The 17,581-nt window shown below is 41.9% G+C and carries 16 protein-coding genes and 1 tRNA gene; 10 read left to right on the forward strand and 7 right to left on the reverse strand.

Annotated elements, in window-relative coordinates; translation table 11 throughout:
* The first annotated feature begins 11 nt into the window (after nucleotides 1-11).
* Genes lepA through DI077_RS09175 form a run of 4 tightly spaced genes read left to right on the forward strand, consistent with a single transcriptional unit; the run spans nucleotide 12 to nucleotide 4,323 of the window.
* On the forward strand, nucleotides 12-1,817 hold the full coding sequence (gene lepA / locus DI077_RS09160; protein ID WP_109019839.1) for a translation elongation factor 4: 1,806 nt from the start codon (nucleotides 12-14) through the stop codon (nucleotides 1,815-1,817).
* Nucleotides 1,818-1,877: 60 nt separating this feature from the next.
* Nucleotides 1,878-2,354, forward strand: a complete 477-nt coding sequence (locus tag DI077_RS09165) for a DUF6790 family protein (RefSeq protein WP_135354867.1) — start codon at nucleotides 1,878-1,880, stop codon at nucleotides 2,352-2,354.
* 54 nt (nucleotides 2,355-2,408) lie between these two features.
* Complete coding sequence (locus DI077_RS09170; RefSeq protein WP_109019841.1) at nucleotides 2,409-3,368, forward strand: PALP domain-containing protein; 960 nt, start codon at nucleotides 2,409-2,411, stop codon at nucleotides 3,366-3,368.
* A complete protein-coding gene (locus DI077_RS09175; protein ID WP_242935142.1) occupies nucleotides 3,349-4,323 on the forward strand; it encodes a glycosyltransferase family 2 protein in 975 nt (324 codons plus the stop codon). Before DI077_RS09170 ends, DI077_RS09175 begins: the two co-directional genes overlap by 20 nt.
* A gap of 92 nt (nucleotides 4,324-4,415) precedes the next feature.
* Here DI077_RS09175 and DI077_RS09180 read toward each other — a convergent pair whose 3' ends face one another.
* From DI077_RS09180 to DI077_RS09190, 3 genes are read right to left on the reverse strand one after another with little or no spacing between them, the layout of a single operon-like run.
* Complete coding sequence (locus tag DI077_RS09180; protein WP_109019990.1) at nucleotides 4,416-5,147, reverse strand: succinate dehydrogenase/fumarate reductase iron-sulfur subunit; 732 nt, start codon at nucleotides 5,145-5,147, stop codon at nucleotides 4,416-4,418.
* A gap of 13 nt (nucleotides 5,148-5,160) precedes the next feature.
* Nucleotides 5,161-7,086: a fumarate reductase/succinate dehydrogenase flavoprotein subunit gene (locus tag DI077_RS09185; RefSeq protein WP_109019843.1), complete on the reverse strand. Its 1,926-nt coding sequence runs from the start codon at nucleotides 7,084-7,086 to the stop codon at nucleotides 5,161-5,163.
* Between the two features lie 18 nt (nucleotides 7,087-7,104).
* Nucleotides 7,105-7,794: a succinate dehydrogenase cytochrome b subunit gene (locus DI077_RS09190; protein WP_109019844.1), complete on the reverse strand. Its 690-nt coding sequence runs from the start codon at nucleotides 7,792-7,794 to the stop codon at nucleotides 7,105-7,107.
* A 239-nt stretch (nucleotides 7,795-8,033) separates the two neighbouring features.
* On the opposite strand from DI077_RS09190, the gene DI077_RS09195 reads away from it, so the two are divergent.
* From DI077_RS09195 to DI077_RS09205, 3 genes are read left to right on the forward strand one after another with little or no spacing between them, the layout of a single operon-like run.
* Entirely contained in the window at nucleotides 8,034-8,258 is a 225-nt protein-coding gene (locus tag DI077_RS09195; RefSeq protein WP_109019845.1) for a hypothetical protein, read from the forward strand.
* Nucleotides 8,248-9,084 carry an SPFH domain-containing protein gene (locus DI077_RS09200; protein WP_135354868.1) on the forward strand — a complete coding sequence of 279 codons (837 nt, stop codon included), beginning with the start codon at nucleotides 8,248-8,250 and terminating at the stop codon, nucleotides 9,082-9,084. The genes DI077_RS09195 and DI077_RS09200 overlap by 11 nt, the downstream gene beginning before the upstream one ends.
* A 10-nt stretch (nucleotides 9,085-9,094) precedes the next feature.
* Nucleotides 9,095-9,559, forward strand: a complete 465-nt coding sequence (locus DI077_RS09205) for a hypothetical protein (protein ID WP_109019846.1) — start codon at nucleotides 9,095-9,097, stop codon at nucleotides 9,557-9,559.
* A gap of 184 nt (nucleotides 9,560-9,743) precedes the next feature.
* Here the strand turns inward: DI077_RS09205 and DI077_RS09210 are convergent, their stop codons facing one another.
* Nucleotides 9,744-10,928, reverse strand: a complete 1,185-nt coding sequence (locus DI077_RS09210) for a serine hydrolase domain-containing protein (protein WP_109019847.1) — start codon at nucleotides 10,926-10,928, stop codon at nucleotides 9,744-9,746.
* Nucleotides 10,929-11,054: 126 nt separating this feature from the next.
* Between DI077_RS09210 and DI077_RS09215 the strand changes: the two genes are divergently transcribed.
* Both DI077_RS09215 and DI077_RS09220 read left to right on the forward strand, forming a co-directional pair.
* Nucleotides 11,055-11,363 (forward strand): DUF1272 domain-containing protein, encoded by a 309-nt coding sequence (locus DI077_RS09215; RefSeq protein ID WP_109019848.1) that lies wholly within the window; start codon nucleotides 11,055-11,057, stop codon nucleotides 11,361-11,363.
* Between the two features lie 15 nt (nucleotides 11,364-11,378).
* On the forward strand, nucleotides 11,379-11,660 hold the full coding sequence (locus DI077_RS09220) for a hypothetical protein (RefSeq protein WP_109019849.1): 282 nt from the start codon (nucleotides 11,379-11,381) through the stop codon (nucleotides 11,658-11,660).
* A gap of 32 nt (nucleotides 11,661-11,692) precedes the next feature.
* Here DI077_RS09220 and DI077_RS09225 read toward each other — a convergent pair whose 3' ends face one another.
* Both DI077_RS09225 and DI077_RS09230 read right to left on the reverse strand, forming a co-directional pair.
* A complete protein-coding gene (locus tag DI077_RS09225; protein WP_109019850.1) occupies nucleotides 11,693-12,397 on the reverse strand; it encodes a L,D-transpeptidase family protein in 705 nt (234 codons plus the stop codon).
* Between the two features lie 162 nt (nucleotides 12,398-12,559).
* Nucleotides 12,560-12,635, reverse strand: a tRNA-Asn gene (locus DI077_RS09230).
* A gap of 226 nt (nucleotides 12,636-12,861) precedes the next feature.
* On the opposite strand from DI077_RS09230, the gene DI077_RS09235 reads away from it, so the two are divergent.
* Nucleotides 12,862-16,509 carry a vitamin B12-dependent ribonucleotide reductase gene (locus DI077_RS09235; protein WP_109019851.1) on the forward strand — a complete coding sequence of 1,216 codons (3,648 nt, stop codon included), beginning with the start codon at nucleotides 12,862-12,864 and terminating at the stop codon, nucleotides 16,507-16,509.
* 88 nt (nucleotides 16,510-16,597) lie between these two features.
* Here DI077_RS09235 and gspN read toward each other — a convergent pair whose 3' ends face one another.
* Entirely contained in the window at nucleotides 16,598-17,581 is a 984-nt protein-coding gene (gene gspN / locus DI077_RS09240) for a type II secretion system protein GspN (RefSeq protein WP_242935143.1), read from the reverse strand.

The following is a 17,581-nucleotide window of genomic DNA, read 5'->3' on the forward strand; positions in this document are numbered from 1 at the left end:
CAGAGGATCATTTGAACGAACGCCAAAAATTTACCCGAAATTTTTCCATCATAGCCCACGTGGATCATGGAAAGTCTACTTTGGCGGACAGGCTATTGGAAATAGGGCTAGTCACAGACCAAAGAACCAAAAAAGACCAGATCCTGGATTCCATGGATATAGAAAGAGAAAGAGGAATTACGATTAAGGCAAACAACGCCTCTTTCGACTACATGGCCAAAGACGGGAATCTTTATCATTTGAATCTGATCGATACGCCTGGCCACGTGGATTTTACTTACGAGGTATCCCGCTCTCTTGCCGCCTGCGAAGGAGTATTGCTCATTGTAGACGCAAGCCAAGGTGTGGAAGCGCAAACTCTTGCTAACTTATATTTGGCGATGGAATTGGATCTTCGCATCATTCCTGTTATCAATAAAATCGACCTTCCTTCCGCAGACATAGACAAGTGCAAACTGATGATTGAGGAATCACTCGGACTCGACCCGGAGGAAGCGATCCCTATCTCCGCCAAAACCGGCTTGAATGTAAAAGACGTACTCGAAGCTATTTGTTATCTGATTCCGGAACCGAAAGGCGATATAGACAAACCTCTCAAAGCACTTATCTACGATTCCTTCTTTGATACTTATATGGGTGTGGTGGCAAAGTTGAGAGTATTCGACGGGAAATTGAAAAAAGGCGATGTAATTCATATGATGAACATAGGCCGTCAGTTTCCTGTCACAGAAGTAGGGGTCAATCGTCTTACTATGGTTAGCACGGACGGCTTACAGGCGGGTGACGTAGGTTATGTGGTAGCGGGTATGAAAAAGATGGGTGATGCAAAAACAGGCGACACTGTCACACTCGCAAACAACCCGACGGATTCAGTCGTTCACGGATTCAAAGACGCAAAACCGATGGTGTTTGCCGGACTTTTTCCCATCAACGGAGAGGACTTCGACGCATTTGTAGATGCGATTGAAAAATTAAAACTAAACGATTCCGCACTTACCTTCGAAAGGGAAAATTCGGTAGCACTCGGATTCGGATTCCGCGTAGGGTATTTGGGACTACTTCATATGGAAATCGTCCAGGAAAGATTGGAAAGGGAATTCAATCTGGATCTGATCACAACGGCTCCGTCGGTAAAATTTAGAATTACAAACACGAAAGGGGAAGTCTATGAAATCGATAACCCTTCCAAATGGCCGGAAACAATTACGATCGACAAATCGGAAGAACCTTATGTAAAAGCGACTATCATCGCTCCCGATCATTATGTGGGAAATATCATGTCGCTTGTCATCGATAAACGGGGTATTCATATGGATACTGTTTATCTTTCCAAAGACAAAGTTCAATTGACCTATGAGTTGCCTCTTGCTGAATTAATTTTCGAATTTTATGACAAACTAAAATCGCATACCAAAGGTTATGCGTCTCTCGATTACGAAGAAATCGGATACAGGGAATCCAAATTGGTAAAAATGGATATCCTTGTGAATGGGGAACCTGTGGATGCGCTCTCTTCGATTGTTCATAAATCGAAAGCGGAAGATCGTGGACGGATCATCATCGAAAAACTGAAAGATCTGATTCCCAGACACCAATTTATGATTCCTTTGCAAGCAGCAATCGGTGCGAAAGTAGTCGCGCGCGAAAGCATTTCCGCTCTTCGGAAGAACGTAACTGCAAAGTGTTATGGTGGAGATATCTCCCGAAAGAAAAAACTATTGGAAAAGCAGAAAGAAGGTAAAAAGAGAATGAAGCAGATCGGATCTGTGGAAATCCCTCAGGAAGCTTTCCTATCTATTTTAAAAACCGGGGATTGATCTTTTCTCAATCCCGGGAAACCACTTTACTTAATAATCCGGTAGGTTCAAGGTCGCAGAATGGGATATGTCATATATATTGCAGCGACAATGTTAGTAGTGCCTCTCTTCTCTGTTCTTGGAGAGTTTTTCTATCGCTCTCCGCAAGCTAGGTTTTTTGATCTTACATGGAAGTGGTTCATTTTTTGGGCCATCGGCATAAGGCTTATCAGTGCAGGTGTAAATCAAATTGCGAATCCTGCATTTACCGCAAGTATTTTGCAATTAAACGATTCAGCATATCTGGTGATCAGGGAATTAGGATTTGCCAATCTGCTCATGGGTGGGCTTGCTGCGCTCTCCTTATTTTTTCCTACTTTACGTCCGGCGGCGACTCTTGGAGGTCTTTATCTGGGGATGGCCGGGCTATTGCATGTGATTCGCGGTATTGAACATGTGAATCTGAAGGAAGGAACGGCACTGATTTCCGATTTATGGGGTTTTCTGATCGTTGTTGCTTATTTCTTGGATTCTTTTTTCTTCCGTCATAAAACATAGATATAACCCTCGTGGAACAACAACTTAACGTTTGTTTTCCGAGAATCCATATATATGTTGGAAAAAATCCGAAGCCAGATCCGAAAACCTTTCCTGGATATCTCGGAAATATCATTCACTCATAAAAAAATTCAAATCATTCGGGAAGACAAACTCTGCTTCGGAATGGGAACGAAAATCAGAAAGGCATTCGGTCTTTTGGAATTTCTAAGTGACCAACAAATCCGAAAGATCAGACTTGTTGGTGCTCTCCCGGGTAATTTTTTATCCGCTTACAGTTTTCTATTTTTTTCGGCAGGATTCGAAATCAACGTTTATGCGTACAATAGGGACCCGAATATCACAACTGCAAACGGAATTTTGGTTAAAAATTTAGGCACAAATGTTTTCGTGTTTCCGACTAGAAAAGACTGTTTTGATTCATTCTTTGCAGCGGGTAAGAAAGAGGATCAGAATGTATTTTCCGTTCCGGAATACGGACTACATTTTTCCGCCTTATCTCAGTTAAATATCCTCTGGAAAACGATAAAAAATCAATTCACCAAAACTTCCTTATTGTTTTTAGAGATCGGCTCCGGACTAAGTTTTATTTCTGCGGTTACTTTTTTTAAAAATACACAGGTGAAGGTAGCCGGGATATTGATAGGGGAAACCGAAGATCGTTTTCTAAAGAATCTTCCTTCTTATCTGAAATCCCTTCATCTGACGGAAAACGACTTGGGAGAATACTTTCTCTTGAAGCCAGGGCGAAATCAAAAATTCGGAAAGATTGGCCACGAGAAGGAAATGATAAGGGAAGTTTACCGCAAAACAGGGATTTTACTGGAACCGATTTATAGCGCCAAATCCTGGAATTGTTTGCAAGATTTAGCGGACTCTCCGAACGATTTTCTTTCGTCAAAGGAAGACAGGGAATCGGAATGGATTTATTTACACCAAGGAGGACTCTTGAATCATTTGGATCTACTCTTAGAGTCCGAAATAGCCGATTCCCTTGAAAAGTATTCCCTTTAAATCCATGTCTACTCCTCTTGTTTCCATCATCCTTCCCACATTCCATCGTCCTGATGCTACGAAGAAAGCGATCGAATCCGTTATTTCCCAAACTTACGGAAACTGGGAGCTGATTGTCGTAGATGACGGCTCGAAAGATACTACCTGGTCCGCTTTGCTCAGTGCTTATCCCGGATGGAAATCGAAGCTTACCAGTTTCGGTAAAAATACAAAATCCATACAGCTTCACCAAACAACTCATAGGGGAGTATCCAGTGCGCGCAACTTCGGAGTGGAGAGATCCGGCGGAGAATGGATTTGTTTTTTGGATTCGGATGATCTTTGGCTACCGGAAAAACTTTCCAAACAAATCAATTATCATAAAGATCATCCTGAAATTCGAATTTCACAAACGAATGAGATATGGATCAAAAACGGAAACAAAGTAAAACCTTTGGACAAACATAGGAAAAGAGAAGGGGATATCTTTCGGGAAAGTCTTGAACTTTGTCTGATCACTCCCTCCAGTGTGATTCTAAATAAGGAATTGTGGAAAGAAACAGGGGGGTTCGATGAAAGACTTCTTACTTGTGAAGACTACGATCTCTGGATTCGCATAACAGTTGAAAACGAATTGGTCGGACTTTTGGAAGAAGAATTGATGATTCGCCACGGAGGGCATACGGATCAACTTTCCGGCAAGTACAACGCGATGGAACGGTTTCGATTGTATTCCCAACTGAAACTTTGGAATTCCACTCTGGAAGAAAATATAAATAAGCCCGGTTCCCATTCGGAAAAAAAAGATCTCTTGAAGACGAGCATTCTAAATCGAATTCAAGTATTGGAAGCGGGAAGAAAAAAAAGAAATAAGGAAATCGGTTTTTTACATCATTTTAAAGATGATTTGGAAAGGGAGAGTAAGTCACCCGGGGATCTTATGCACGTTCTTCTGAACGAATCCGATTGGAATTAATTTTTTATTCTCCCAAATGATCTAAATAAAAAACCCGAAGGAAAATCCCCCGGGTTCTGATTCTAAAAAAGAAACTTTAGAAAAGAATTCGCTTAACTAGCGATAAACTCTCTATTGAGTTTTGTGATAAAATTTACCGAAATCTCTTTCGGACAAGCAGCCTCACATTCGTATTGGTTTGTGCAATTTCCAAATCCTTCTTTGTCCATTGCCGCCACCATTTTGCGAACTCTTTCTTTTTTCTCAACTTGACCTTGAGGTAGAAGAGCGAGATGCGAAACTTTTGCGGATACGAATAGCATAGCCGATGCATTTTTACAAGCAGCGACACAAGCACCGCATCCGATACAAGTTGCAGCATCCATTGCAAGGTCGGCGTTCACTTTCGAAATGGGAAGCGCGTTTCCGTCAGGAGCACCGCCTGTATTTACGGATACATAACCGCCTGCTTGGATGACACGATCAAATGCAGAACGATCTACCACTAAATCTTTTACCACTGGAAAAGCTTTTGCTCTCCAAGGCTCGATATAAACGGTATCTCCGTCATTGAACTTTCTCATATGAAGCTGGCATGTGGTCGTTCCTTTTTCAGGACCGTGAGGAACACCGTTGATCACCATGGAACACATTCCGCAAATTCCTTCACGGCAGTCATGGTCGAAAGCAATCGGCTCATCCCCTTTGGAGATCAAACCTTCATTGACAACATCCAACATTTCGAGAAAAGACATGTGTTCGTTCACATTATCAGCTTCGTAGCTGACCATCTTTCCTTTATCACTAGAGTTTTTTTGTCTCCAAACTTTGAGGTGTAATTTCATTGTTTCGCTCATTCTATTTATAGCTCCTTACGGCAAGGTGGATGTTTTCATATTCCAGAGGTTCTCTGTGTTCTTCAGGAGTTTTTCCGTCTCCTTTGTATTCCCAAGCGGTTACGTGACAGAACTTGTCATCGTTTCTTTGCGCTTCTCCTTCCTCGGTTTGGTATTCTTCCCGGAAGTGACCTCCGCAGGATTCTTCCCGTTTGAGAGCGTCCAAACACATAAGTTCGCCAAACTCTAAGAAGTCGGCAGTGCGTCCCGCTTTTTCCAATTCCTGGTTGAGCTCTCCGCCGTTACCCGCTACTTTCAAGTTTTTCCAGAATTCTTCTTTCAGCTCAGGAATCTTTTTAAGCGCTTCTTTGAGTCCAGCGTCCGTTCTTGCCATACCGCATTTGTCCCAAAGCAATTTCCCAAGTTCTCTATGGAAATCATCCGGGGTTCTTTTTCCGTTAATGGAAAGAAATTTGGAAGTCATCTCTTTAACACGAGCTTCCGCTTCTTTGAATTCAGGACGATCCGTAGAAATGTTTTTATGACCTTCTTTTGCGAAGTAGTCTCCGATCGTATAAGGAATCACGAAATATCCGTCCGCAAGTCCCTGCATAAGTGCCGAGGCACCCAATCTGTTGGCTCCGTGATCGGAAAAGTTCGCTTCGCCTAACACATGTAATCCGGGAATATTGGACATCAGGTTGTAATCCACCCAAAGACCACCCATAGTATAGTGGACGGCAGGATAAATACGCATCGGAACTTTGTATGGGTTTTCACCGGTGATTCTTTCATACATCTGGAAAAGGTTATCGTAACGATCCGCTACTACCGGCTCTCCCAATCTTTTGATGGAATCGGAAAAATCCAAATAAACACCGAGTCGTTTGTCACCTACAAGAGGTCCGACACCCAAACCGTTGTCACATGCTTCTTTTGCCGAGCGGGATGAAATATCACGAGGAGCTAAGTTTCCATATGAAGGGTATTTTCTTTCGAGATAATAATCTCTTTCGTTTTCCGGGATTTCATGAGGAGCACGAAGGTCTCCTTTCTTTTTAGGAACCCAAACTCTTCCGTCGTTACGAAGAGACTCGGACATAAGTGTCAGTTTGGATTGATAATCTCCCGATTGAGGAATGCAAGTAGGGTGGATTTGCGTATAACAAGGATTTGCGAAAGCAGCACCTTTTTTATAAGCACGGAAAGTAGCCGTTACGTTGGAACCTTTCGCATTGGTGGAAAGATAAAATACGTTTCCGTATCCCCCCGTTGCCAGGATCACCGAATCACCAGCATGAGAAGAAATCTCACCGGTAACCAAATCACGAACTACGATTCCTTTGGCATGACCGTCTATCAAAACGAGTTCCAACATTTCCGTTCTTGCATACATTTTCACCGCACCCTTTGCGATTTGCTTTTCAAGGGCAGAGTAGGCGCCGAGCAGCAATTGTTGTCCTGTTTGACCTTTTGCATAAAAAGTACGGGATACTTGTGCACCACCGAAGGAACGGTTGGAAAGAGTTCCTCCGTATTCGCGGGCAAAAGGAACTCCTTGGGCAACGCATTGGTCAATGATATTTGTGGACACTTGAGCTAGGCGGTAAACGTTACCTTCCCGAGCGCGGAAGTCTCCCCCTTTGACCGTATCATAGAACAAACGGTAAACGGAGTCTCCGTCGTTTTGGTAGTTTTTCGCAGCGTTGATCCCGCCTTGTGCGGCAATCGAGTGGGCGCGTCTGGGTGAATCCTGAAAACAAAAAACGGAAACATCATAACCTAACTCGGATAATGTTGCCGCAGCGGAAGCACCGGCAAGACCGGAGCCTACGATAATGACTTTATATTTACGTTTGTTTGCCGGGTTTACAAGTTTGATATCTTGTTTGTGTTTGTCCCATTTATTTTCAATCGGACCGGATGGTATTTTTGCATCTAATTTCATAACTTCTCCTCTTATCCGTTACTTCACCCATCCGAGCAGGATGGAAACTGGCATGGAACTATTTCCGATAAATACTATTAGCGCTAAACCGATTGCGGTTTTTTCAATCACCGGAAAATGTTTCGGGGCAAGGATGCCAAGAGTTTGAAACATGGAAGCCAGCGCATGGGAAAAATGAAGGGAGAGAAAAACCATAAAAAAGATATATGCGAGAGCGATCGGTAGTTGCTGAAATCCCAAAATCACCATAGCATACACATCATGAACTACTTCTCCGTTTTTCAAAGTGTACTCGAAAGTGTAATGATCAGGATTGGTTACACCGAAAGTAAAATGAAGCAAGTGGTAGATAAGAAAGGTAAGAAGCAGTAGTCCGCTATAAAACATTGTGCGGGAAGCTCCGGAGGCTTGGATCGTAGCTTGTTTTTTATAGGCAACCGGTCTTGCTGCGGAATTTTCTTTTTTAAGAAGTATAGCCGTGATTACATGTCCGAAAAAAGCGACAAGTAAACCGATGCGTGCAACCCAAAGTAAGGGTCCAAGATCTTTTAAAAACTTAGCATAAGCATTTAGTTTTTCGGGTCCTTGAAAAACTTGTAAGTTTCCCAGCATATGCGCGATCACGAAACCGAACCAGATAAATCCGGTGATGGCCATAATGATCTTCTTTCCTATGGATGAACGAAAGAAGTCCAGACTCAAGGTCATAGAATTGCTCCTGAAGCGAGATTAGGTGTGGTGTGCTGTCCTAAATGATTTTGTTCTTCCTTTGAATGTAGTAGAAGGCAATATCTCATTTGGATAAGTCCACGCTAGAACCCCGTACGGGTTTCGTAAATTCTTAAATCTATTTTGGCATGGAATCTGATTTTTCATTTGACCTTGATTCTCAAATTCCTTAGATTTTCCAGAAATTCCGGGCAAGTAAAAAGAAAAAAGAGTGATTCATGGATATAAAAGTTAAGATTTTCCTATTTTTCTCCGGATTTTTATCTCTATGCTTTTATTTTTTTCTGTATGCGTACCAATTGCCCAGTCTGATCTCAAGCAATGAAGATTCTAAAGTCTTGTTAGGTTTAGGCGTACTTGTCATATCCTGGATTCCACCGATAGTGGGTTGGATCGCAAAGGATCATTTCAAAAATTGGATAAAGGAAACTCATGAAAAATAAAAAATTCTTAGCATCGGTCTTTTTGCTTATCATTGCCTCCACCTTCTTTATTACCGGTTGTGAAAAAGTACCGGCAGGTTATGTTGGTGTAAAGGTTTACTTACTCGGTTCGAGCAAAGGAGTTGATTCGGAAGAATTGGGAGTGGGTCGTTATTGGGTGGGAATCAACGAAGAGCTTTATCTCTATCCTACATTTACCAAAACCTATGTGTGGACGGCGGACTATCAGGAAGATTCGGAAACAAACGAATCCATAGATATCCAAACTAAAGAAGGTCTGACGGTCAATGCGGATGTGGGAATTCAATTTCGAGTGGAACCGGACAAAGCGAATGTGTTATTCCAAACTTACAGAAGAGGAATTGATGAAATTACAGACAGTGTTTTGCGCACTGCGGTAAGGGATGTATTGAACCGACTCGCATCCAGTATGACTTCCGATATGATTTACGGGCAGGGAAGAGTGGAACTCATTGAAAAATCGACCGAAGCCGTAAAACAGGAGTTTGCTGCAAAAGGAATCATAGTGGAGAGACTTTATTGGATCGGAACCATGAGATTACCCGAAAAAGTCAAACAAGCTCTAGATGCAAAAATAGAACAGATTCAAAAAGCGGAACAAAGGGAAAACGAATTGAGAGAAGCCGTTGCCCAAGCCAAAATAGAAAAAGCGAAGGCGGAAGGTACTGCCAACCAAATCAGACTGGAATCCCAACAACTCACACCCCTTATGATCCAAAAAATGTGGATTGAAAAATGGGATGGTAGGCTCCCCCAACAAATGCTAGGTGATAAATCGACAATACTGGTTCCTTTCAATAAATAAGACCGGCCCAATGAAACGTTTTGCAATCTTTCTATTATGTGTGCTGTTTTCGGAAGGATGTATCAGCTTCGGTGAGGAAAAAACAGGTGCTAAGGAGAGTGCAAAACTAGCGGGACAACCGGTCTTTCTTGAATTCAAACGTCTTGTCGCAAAGTCGCCCAAACATCTTCATTTGAACCTGACAGTCACCAATCTATCTCTTTCCAATATCCGCAGTTTTTCCGCTTTGTTATTTGCGGTGGATAAACAGGGACTGATACTCATTCCCGAAACTTATAAAACACCGGAATTGATTTGTAAACTGGACAGACCTTTGCAACCGGATACCTCGGTTCATTGCAAAGAAATCATCCGTTCGTATGCAGCCGATATAGAAAAAATAGAATTGCATTCCGTTGCTTTCGGCACGGAAGACGGAGTTCGAATGTTAATCACCAAGGAAGATCTGAAATACATTTCCGAATATGAGGAATGAGAGTGACTTATATTCTTTAATCCGGCTAAGAACCGGTTGGAAAAGTATACATGAGAACACTTTCTACTCAATGGGTTTCAAAATCTAATGAGACATAATATAGATTATGGGAAGTTGCATATTGTTTCAAAAGTAGAGGTATTCCAAATGAGAAGTATGCTTCAAAACTAAATGTACTCCTTTTTCAATTTGCAGTCGCGAGGATTTTATCCAGTAATCTGCCAACCTCTTTGCCAATGCTTGCGGAACCATATTCTCCCGCAGTCGTAACAACAACCATATCCAGATCAGGAACAATATAAATCCGTTGTCCGCCGTTTCCGAGAGCCGCTTGCCAAGAGACAGTTCGATTGGAAAGACGAGTTTCTCCGGTCCACCATTGGTATCCGTATTCTAAAGGACTATCGTCACCGGTGAGTATTGTGATATTTGTGGTAATATGTGATTTGAGTGAATCTTCAATCCAGTTTTTGGGAACGATTTGCTTTTTCTCCCATACACCTCCATTCAACATAAGCCTTCCTAATTTTAACATATCACGGGGTCGCAGGCGCAATCCTCCGAAAGCAAGTGCGCGTCCGTGCCGATCCTTTACCCATTCATAATCATTAATTCCGATCGGATGAAAAAGCCATTCGGCCGCCAAATCTTCCAGAGATTTTCCGGTTTCTTTCGTAAGAATTTCCGCAAGAACGGAAGTCCCTCCGCCGTTATAATTAAATACTTTTCCCGCAGGCGCAATCATGGGTCGTTCAAAAACAAATCTCACCAGGTCTTTTTTCCAGTACAACCTTGCCTCATCATTTGTCAAAAATCCGCGAGCCCATTCTTTCCAATCCAGACCGCTGCTCATCGTAAGCAAATGTCTCCAGGTAACCGAGCTATGTTGGACTGTTTCCAAATCAGCTAGTTCGGGAAAGGAAGCAAGCACACTGGAATCGATTTCATGTATAAGTTTTTTCTCCACCGCGATTCCGAATAACAAAGATACAACGCTTTTGCTTACAGATCGCACATCATGCAAACTGTCCTTGTCGAAAACGGATTCTCCATCGAAAGGCAAACGAAAACCGTATCTTATGTTCAAAGGGCTGTCCTTTCCATTATGATAAATTTCAGCGACAAGCTTACCATGACGCTCAATCAAAAGAGAATGTAAGAGATTGTTTTTCTCAGAGTATTCTTTCAGCACCTGACAAAACGCGTCTGTTGCAAAGCCCGACTCATGTGCATTTGCAGGTTGCCAAAATGAATCGGATATCGGAGAGGAACAGGCATTTGTTTCCAGTCGAACACTAGGTTCCTGACATCCTATATTCAGAGTAATAAGAAGAAATGTGAAAACGAAAAACCGTTGCTGTGTTGACATTGAATGGAAATATTTTATCACTACAAAGATCTCCGATCAATGAATATTTTTTACAGGCGATTTTACTCTTCCCGAAAGATCAAATCCTCGTTGCTCAAAATATTTCAAAAATGAAACATTACGATTATGTTAGAACTCAGACCCAATTGTGAAAATTGCGGTAAGTTACTTCCGCCCGAATCTACCGAAGCAATGATCTGTTCTTTTGAATGCACATTTTGTATTCATTGTTACGAAAGTTTTTTAGAAAATGTCTGCCCCAATTGCGGCGGAGGTTTCAGTCCAAGGCCGATTCGTCCCAAGAATAATTGGAAAAACAATAACAGCTTATCCAAATATCCCGCAAGTACCAAAGCGATTCACAAACCCTTGAACCAAACGGAACATTCTTTATTTGCGAAAGAAATTTCTAAAATTGCACCTATAGAAAGATAAGAGCCAAAATAATCCATGGGCGGAAAATATCCCGGTGTTTATCCTTTTAAAATGCGAATCGCTTGTATCTTTCAGATGCTGATTTTAGGAATCATCGGTACGATCGTTTTTACCCGGGCAGGTATCGTATTTCCCGACTGGAATTCTTTTTCGGCAAAGATCATTTGGATCGTGGTAGGATTTTTTTCGATCGGAGTTGTTTTGAATTTAATTACACCGAGCAAATGGGAAAGAATTCTTTGGGCGCCTGTTTGTTTAATACTTCTTATTTGCTCGGTCCTGATTGCGACCGGATAATAAACCAGACCCACTCCATCGACTAATAGATATTAAGGAGTCACATTGTCTTCGGATTTATTTTCGGAAATAAAGATCCTGGGATTTTTTTCAAACTTCAACCAAAACACCATTTCTTTCAATTTTTCAAATGGCACCCCGATACAACCGAAGGTTGGCTTTGTCAAATCTTCCCAGGGATGGATGAAAATCATGCTTCCCCTGCCCTTCTCCGGATTCACAGTGTTGTATTCTATAACTATCATAAGGCGATAGAAGCCGTCGGCCCGAAGTAAAGGATGAATTGATTTTGATTTCGACTTATGTTTTATATGTAAATTATAATATTTTGATTTTACATCATCTACCCAATAGTCATCTTTTGTGATCCTATGGTAAGGAAATCCTAAAGTCGGATTTTCATCATAACCGAAAACACGTAAAACAGGATAATCTCCCGTAGGAGTTTTACCATCCCCTTCCTGTTTGAGAGAAGAAGAAATCATCCCTGTCTGGCCGATAGATACAAGAAAAGAAGGAAGGTTTTCCACCCATTCCCCGTCGATAAGCTCGTAAAAATGAATCCTCCCTCTAGTTTGATTCGGTTCCTGGATTACAAAAACCAATTGTTTCGGATCGGAATCCGAGATTTTATCCGCCCCATTGGCCACAATGCCCCGAGAAAATAAAAACAAACTCAAAACGAAAGTCACTAAAACGAAATGGATTTTTGGGAGCCGGAAACGGGAAAATTTCAAATTTTCTTTCCTTCTATTTGAAAAGTTGTAAGATGAATCTAGAATTTGGAAATGGACAGCTTTAGAAAAGTCGGATTCTCTTAAAAAACAAAACTGCTGGGATGAAAAATGGGGAAAAAAGCTACCGGAGGTGATCGAAAAAGGGAAAAAGGAAGCAAAAATTGGCTCCCCCTGCTGGGCTCGAACCAGCGACCCAATGATTAACAGTCATTTGCTCTACCGACTGAGCTAAAGGGGAATAACCAATCTCTCTGGACAGAATATTTAAGAAACCTCTCCGGTCAACTTAAAAAAAATGAGACTTAATCATTTAAATCCTAAAAAAATCGGAAAAATCAGGCGAGTTTTCTATAAAAATGAATGTTTCCTAATTTGCTTCCCTTCATAGTGACATAATCCTTAACCACTCCTGGTTGGGTCAGAAATATATAATAAAACGGTTTGTTGTTTGAGACGGGGTCTGCATGAGAATTGAGAGGCATTTTACAAAGGGAAATACTGGTCTTTACCCGAATATAGTATGGGTAAAAAAGGATTCAAAGATTACAAATCCGGATGGTTCGGCTGTATTCGAAGCCAACGACGTAGAAGTTCCGGACTTTTGGTCGCAGGTTGCCACAGACATCCTGGCACAGAAGTATTTCCGTAGAAAGGGAGTGCCAAAGTACCTCAAAAAACTCAAAGAAAACGGAATCCCTGAGTGGCTCCAAAGATCCGTTCCCGACGATGAAAAATTATCCGCACTCAAACCGGAAGATCGTTTCATAGGAGAAACAGACTCCAAACAAGTATTCCACCGTCTTTCCGGATGTTGGACCTATTGGGGTTACAAATACGGTTATTTTTCCGATGAAGAAAGCGCAAAAGCTTTCTATGAAGAGACAATCTTCATGTTGGCAAGTCAGATGTCAGCACCTAACTCCCCTCAGTGGTTTAACACAGGACTCAACTGGGCGTATGGAATCGATGGCAAGTCGCAAGGCCATTATTATGTAGATCCCAAGTCGGGAAAATTAGTTCGTTCCGCATCTTCTTACGAACACCCGCAACCGCATGCTTGTTTCATTCAATCCGTAGACGATGACCTGGTAAACGAAGGCGGAATTATGGATCTTTGGGTTCGTGAAGCCCGACTATTCAAATACGGTTCGGGAACAGGAACTAACTTCTCCAACCTAAGAGCAGCCAACGAATCCTTGTCAGGTGGTGGAAAAAGTTCCGGACTCATGTCTTTCTTGAAAATCGGAGATAGAGCCGCAGGTGCCATCAAGTCAGGCGGAACCACAAGACGTGCTGCCAAAATGGTATGTTTGGATATGGATCACCCGGACATCGAAGAGTTCATTGATTGGAAAGTACAGGAAGAGAAAAAAGTAGCTTCTCTTGTCACAGGTTCCATTCTGAATAACAAACTTCTCAATGAAATCATGGCTGCTTGTACCCAAGGAAAAACAACTTTGGGAGAAGAAAAGGCATACGATCCTACTGCAAATGAGCTCTTAAAAAAAGCCATTCAGAAGGCCCGCAAATCCTTTATCGCAGACAATTACATCAAACGAGTGATCGACCTTTCCAAACAAGGGTACAAAGACATTCTATTTGAAGAGTTGACTACTGACTGGCAATCGGAAGCATACAATACAGTTTCCGGTCAAAACTCGAATAACTCCGTTCGAATTACAAATGAGTTTATGGAAGCTGTGGAAAAAGACCTTCCCTTCCACCTTTACAATAGAACGGAACGGGAAAAAGCAAGCAGAGAAAAAAGAGAAACAAAACCGGCAAAAACGGTGAGAGCTCGTGATCTTTGGGAGAAAATTTCCAACGCTGCCTGGAGTTCTGCGGATCCGGGAACACAATATCATACTACAATCAACGAATGGCACACTTGTCCGGAAGACGGAACGATCAATGCATCCAATCCTTGTTCCGAGTATATGTTCCTGGACAACACTGCTTGTAACCTTGCTTCTGCAAACTTAGTTAAGTTTTTGAAAGAAGATGGTAGCTTCGACGTGGAAGGATATCGTTACCTTTGCAAAATCTGGACAATCATTCTGGAAATTTCCGTTCTTATGGCGCAGTTTCCTTCCAAAGAAATCGCGGAACTTTCCTATAAGTTCAGAACACTTGGTTTGGGTTATGCGAATCTGGGTTCACTTCTTATGGTCATGGGAATTCCTTATGATTCCAAAGAAGCAATGGCTGTAACCGGTGCCATTACCTCCATCCTACATATGACTGCTTACGCTACTTCTGCGGAAATGGCAAAGGAACTAGGTCCATTCAACGGATACGAAAAAAACAAAGAGCATATGCTCCGAGTGATTCGCAACCATAGAAGAGCCGCTTATAATGCTCCTAAAGAAGAATACGAAGGACTTACCATCACTCCGATCGGAATCAATCCTTCTTATCTCCCTACTTACCTATTGCAAGCAGCGAAAGAAGATTCCGACCGAGCGTTGGAACTAGGTAATCTCTACGGATATAGAAATGCACAAGTCACTGTGATCGCGCCTACAGGAACGATCGGACTTGTTATGGATTGTGATACTACGGGAATCGAACCTGACTTTGCACTTGTAAAATACAAAAAACTGGCAGGTGGCGGTTACTTCAAAATCATCAACCAATCGGTTCCGATTGCTCTTAAAAAACTAGGTTATAGCCAAGCGGAACAAGATGCGATTGTGAACTATTGCAAAGGTCACGCTACTTTCAACGGAGCTCCCGGATTGAATACGGCAAGACTCAAAGAGAAAGGTTTTACAGAAGAGATTCTGGAAAAACTGGAAAAACAACTTCCTTTCGTTTTTGATGTTCAATTCGCATTCAACAAATACACTTTAGGCGAAGACTTCCTAAGTAAAACTTTGGGAATCGATCCGAGTGTTTATAACAATCCGAATTTCAATTTGCTGGAACAAGTTGGTTTTACTGCGGATGAAATCGCGCAAGCAAACGACTATGTTTGCGGAACGATGACGATTGAAAACGCTCCTTATATCAAAGAGAAAGATCTCGCGGTTTTTGATTGTGCAAACAAATGCGGTAAGTATGGAAAACGTTTCCTTTCTTACCAATCCCATATTCGTATTATGGCAGCTGCACAACCTTTTATCTCCGGAGCGATTTCCAAAACCATCAACCTTCCTGAAGAAGCGACTGTTGACGATGTAAAAGATGCATACTTAATGTCTTGGAAAGTGATGATTAAGGCAAATGCTCTTTATCGCGACGGATCCAAACTTTCTCAACCGCTGAATTCAGTGTTCCAACTCTTAAGTGCAGTGGGAGAAGAGGAAGAAGAAACGGTTCATCTGGCAGCATCCGCTCCTAAAACGGTAACGGAAGCAGCGGAAAAATTAGTCTATAAATACATTGCAGAAAGAAGAAAACTACCGCACCGCCGAGCGGGTTACACTCAAAAAGCAATGGTTGGCGGACATAAGGTTTATTTGCGAACCGGCGAATACGAAGATGGTCAGTTAGGTGAGATCTTCGTAGATATGCACAAAGAAGGAGCTGCTTTCCGTTCTCTTATGAACGCATTTGCAATTGCGATCTCTCTCGGACTACAACACGGAGTTCCATTGGAAGAGTTTGTAGATGCATTTACATTCTTCAAATTCGAACCGAACGGAATGGTTTCCGGCAACACTCATATCAAAATGTCTACTTCCGTAATCGACTATATCTTTAGAGAGTTAGCGATCACCTACCTCGGTAGATATGATCTGGCTCAAGTTTCTCCGGAAGATTTAAGAACGGACGAACTAGGCAGAAAAGCAGAAACAAAAGAACCAATAGTGGGAAAGCCTGAACGGAGTGGCAACGTTTCTACTCCGATACAAGTTTCTCCTCTATCCATGAAGTCTGTGATAGAAGAAAAACAAGAATCTCCTGCATTAGTTGGAGCCGTTGCTGCAGGGACTGCCAGTTCGCAAGGAACAGGGGCTACTGCTGCAGAAACGTTAAAGAACATTGCAGAAGCAAGAATCAAAGGTTATACGGGAGATTCCTGCACCGAGTGCGGGTCCTTTCAAATGGTTCGTAATGGAGCTTGTTTGAAATGTATCTCTTGCGGTTCGACCACGGGTTGCTCATAAGAGCAACCTAAGTTTAAAAACAGTTTCTGAAAGATTGAAAAAAGCACCTAAAGATTAGGTGCTTTTTTTATGGATTCGAGCTAGGGAACTAGGGAGCGGGCGGATTCGGTTCTACAGATGGTTGTTCCGTTTGAATATTCGAGTTAGTGCCACCTAATTGATTCAAGTTGGGAATATCCACTTTAGGCGAAGAGATGGATCCTCGAATGGGAATACAGATTTTACCGTTTTCTTGCGGCAAAAGAGTCACAAGACCTGCGATGTCCTGTCTTTCCTGTGCAAATTTATCATTCAAACTAGCGCAAGCTTTGATCTCCAATTGAGAAAGAGAGATACTGTCCGAAAGCCGGATAACACCTTGGAATTGGATCTTGGCGATACTTGAGTCAATGAGTCCTTTTTCGATCATCACTTTGCCGGAACGGATCTTGAATTGAAAACTTGCTTTTTTGATTTCATGTCCTTTCAAACTTCCTAGCATAGGAATTTCCATTGATTCAAAAAACTTTCCACCGGATAAAAGGATCTCTCCTTCTCCATTCCAACGGGTTATCTTGTCATCAATAGAGGAAATTTTAATCGGAAAACTTACGGATTTCGCTTGTACCGACCACTCTCCTCCTTCGTATTTCAAAAAACCGATTTCAGCGTCCCCTTCCACACGACTGCTCATTAGTCCGAATAAGGATAAAGAAAAACTCAACTCTTCCGCTTTTATAACAGTGCCGCTTGCAAATTGTGCAACAAAGGAGTCGAAAGATTTTCTTCCGAAAAAAGGAAAATGAATTTCTTTTGCTTCGAGAACGATACCTGTTTCTTTGGAAGATTCAGCAAGAACGGAACGTACGATTTCATTTAAAGGAAATGTAAAAAAGAAAAAGAAAACAAAAGCCAGAATCCCAAGGCCGACTAACATTAGAATTTTGGAAGAATCTAACTGTTTATTGTCTTCCTCTCCCTCGGAAATCTCATTTGATTCCCCGTCTTCCAGAAGAGATTCTTGAATTAGTTCGTCTTCCGAAAGCTCATCTTCCAATTCAGGATCTAAATCAATGTCTTTTTCTTTGGCCAC

The organism is Leptospira kobayashii (assembly GCF_003114835.2).
Taxonomy (GTDB): Bacteria; Spirochaetota; Leptospiria; order Leptospirales; family Leptospiraceae; genus Leptospira_A; species Leptospira_A kobayashii.

What these genes read in the sequence shown, in the direction of transcription:
- DI077_RS09165 (WP_135354867.1), top strand. Translation starts at nt 1,878, where the DNA reads ATGGGATATGTCATATATATTGCAGCGACAATGTTAGTAGTGCCTCTC.
- DI077_RS09170 (WP_109019841.1), top strand. Translation starts at nt 2,409, where the DNA reads ATGTTGGAAAAAATCCGAAGCCAGATCCGAAAACCTTTCCTGGATATC.
- DI077_RS09180 (WP_109019990.1), bottom strand. Translation starts at nt 5,147, where the DNA reads ATGAAATTACACCTCAAAGTTTGGAGACAAAAAAACTCTAGTGATAAA.
- DI077_RS09185 (WP_109019843.1), bottom strand. Translation starts at nt 7,086, where the DNA reads ATGAAATTAGATGCAAAAATACCATCCGGTCCGATTGAAAATAAATGG.
- DI077_RS09190 (WP_109019844.1), bottom strand. Translation starts at nt 7,794, where the DNA reads ATGACCTTGAGTCTGGACTTCTTTCGTTCATCCATAGGAAAGAAGATC.
- DI077_RS09195 (WP_109019845.1), top strand. Translation starts at nt 8,034, where the DNA reads ATGGATATAAAAGTTAAGATTTTCCTATTTTTCTCCGGATTTTTATCT.
- DI077_RS09200 (WP_135354868.1), top strand. Translation starts at nt 8,248, where the DNA reads ATGAAAAATAAAAAATTCTTAGCATCGGTCTTTTTGCTTATCATTGCC.
- DI077_RS09205 (WP_109019846.1), top strand. Translation starts at nt 9,095, where the DNA reads ATGAAACGTTTTGCAATCTTTCTATTATGTGTGCTGTTTTCGGAAGGA.
- DI077_RS09210 (WP_109019847.1), bottom strand. Translation starts at nt 10,928, where the DNA reads ATGTCAACACAGCAACGGTTTTTCGTTTTCACATTTCTTCTTATTACT.
- DI077_RS09215 (WP_109019848.1), top strand. Translation starts at nt 11,055, where the DNA reads ATGTTAGAACTCAGACCCAATTGTGAAAATTGCGGTAAGTTACTTCCG.
- DI077_RS09220 (WP_109019849.1), top strand. Translation starts at nt 11,379, where the DNA reads ATGGGCGGAAAATATCCCGGTGTTTATCCTTTTAAAATGCGAATCGCT.
- DI077_RS09235 (WP_109019851.1), top strand. Translation starts at nt 12,862, where the DNA reads ATGAGAATTGAGAGGCATTTTACAAAGGGAAATACTGGTCTTTACCCG.